Origin of the sequence: Alicyclobacillus hesperidum, assembly GCF_900107035.1 — a bacterium.
In the GTDB taxonomy this organism is placed as follows: Bacteria; Bacillota; Bacilli; order Alicyclobacillales; family Alicyclobacillaceae; genus Alicyclobacillus; species Alicyclobacillus hesperidum.
This window is the reverse complement of record NZ_FNOJ01000047.1, coordinates 1-1,602: the sequence shown is the minus strand read 5'-3', so window position 1 is coordinate 1,602 and position 1,602 is coordinate 1. Positions and strand designations below refer to the sequence as shown.

The following is a 1,602-nucleotide window of genomic DNA, read 5'->3' as shown; positions in this document are numbered from 1 at the left end:
TTCCCACGTTGCTTGTAGAGTTCACCTCCCAACATGAGGAGTTCGGCTCGAATCGGTGTCGTCACGGGAAGCCCTAAGGCCTCGTGCAAACAAGTTTCTGCGTCATTCCAGTTCTGATCAGCTAAGAACCACTTGATTTTCTCTTCGAGCAATCGAGCTTTCCATTCATCGCTGGGCACTTCGTTCAATAGCACTGCGTAATCACGAAGGAATGCGTCGACATCACGTTGAATTCGCTTGAGTACCAATCTGTTGTGCCTAACTGCGTATAACAGGTATGCATCCTGCTGAGACTCGGCTAGGTCATGAGCCCTGTCAAGTAGCAACGACACATGTTCTGTCATTCCCGAACTCATCTCAGCAGTCGTCCATCCGATAATCGCCCACGCTTCAAGCTCCGCATTCCCCATACGTCGCGCGGACTCAGCAGCCGTGATATAATGTCGAATCGCCTGGTCGTGTTCTCCTAAAAGTTCATAGATGCTTGCCAAGTTGATATGTGTTCGAATCCAACGCTCATCAGAAGGGCCGAGTAGATGCAGAATGAGCCGAAAGAATGTCTCCGACATCTTTAACTGGCCCAATTGCCGAGTACTCAAAGCCAGACCACGCAAAATGTCATAGGCTACGTCGCGGTTGTCGTGCAGTCGTGGGTCAACTACAAGAGGAAGCAAAATTTCGACGGCGCATTGGTAACGTTCCAAGTTCACCAAGGTGATACCCCGGTGGGCGTTAATATGGAAATCCCATGTTGTGAAGTGGTATGCCTCACACAAGTTGTGCGCTGACTCCCACATCTCCAAGGCGTCTTTCCATCGTTCTTGCCGTTCTGCCTGTTCTGCCTGATGGATGAGGGTCATCATCGCCTTTTGGACGACTTCATTGTTGAAACCGAAGAAAATATCCACGGTGACTTGTAAACGTTCCGCTAGATAGGCGAGCGTCTCATAGGTCGGCGTCCTGCGACCACTTTCATACAAGCTGATCAACGCTCGTGAAATGCCTTTCCCTGCCAAATCCGCTTGGGTCAAGTTTCGCTCTTCGCGAAGTCGTCGAAGAATCTCCGGAAAGGATGCATCCAACACGCCCTCATCCTCTCCACTCTGTTCCGAAACTGGAATCGGAGAGTTCCTGCTGTTACCTTCTTTGTAACCCACACAAGCCCAATTGGCAAGAATAACATGCGCTACGCTGAGTAGCACATGTTACGGAGACGAAAAGCTACGTTGCGTGGAGAAGACAATCCGCATATACTCTCATACAGAACACATGTTCGTATCAGAGGTGCCCCTATGACCCGTCCTACCGCCTTACTCCGTCAACTTCTCATCCTCGAACTCATCCAAGCGCACATCACACGCGAACTTGCGCGCGTCAAGGCACAGATGCGCGCGGAAGGGTTACACATCGTTGAGCGTCAGGACGGAGACATGGACATCCGCATCGAGTTTCGTGTCGGCGACCACTACGACGAAGCGGTCTTCATGCGTAAGATGCTGGAGGCCGAAGGCGCGAATCGTGCCAAGCGGACGGGGATGATCTCGCGATGACCAAGCTCATCTACGGCCTGGTGGACATGCAGAGCTTCTACGCCTCGTGCGA

General features: G+C 51.7%; 2 protein-coding genes. One reads left to right on the top strand and one right to left on the bottom strand.

Annotated features, from left to right (window positions below):
- The coding region (locus BLU70_RS14190) for a helix-turn-helix domain-containing protein (protein WP_176780931.1) at nucleotides 1–1,085 on the bottom strand (1,085 nt) is incomplete at its 3' end.
- A 207-nt stretch (nucleotides 1,086–1,292) separates the two neighbouring features.
- On the opposite strand from BLU70_RS14190, the gene BLU70_RS14185 reads away from it, so the two are divergent.
- The gene (locus BLU70_RS14185) at nucleotides 1,293–1,550 is read left to right on the top strand and encodes a YhjD family protein (RefSeq protein ID WP_074694005.1); all 258 of its coding nucleotides are present in this window, start codon (nucleotides 1,293–1,295) and stop codon (nucleotides 1,548–1,550) included.
- Nucleotides 1,551–1,602: the final 52 nt, after the last annotated feature.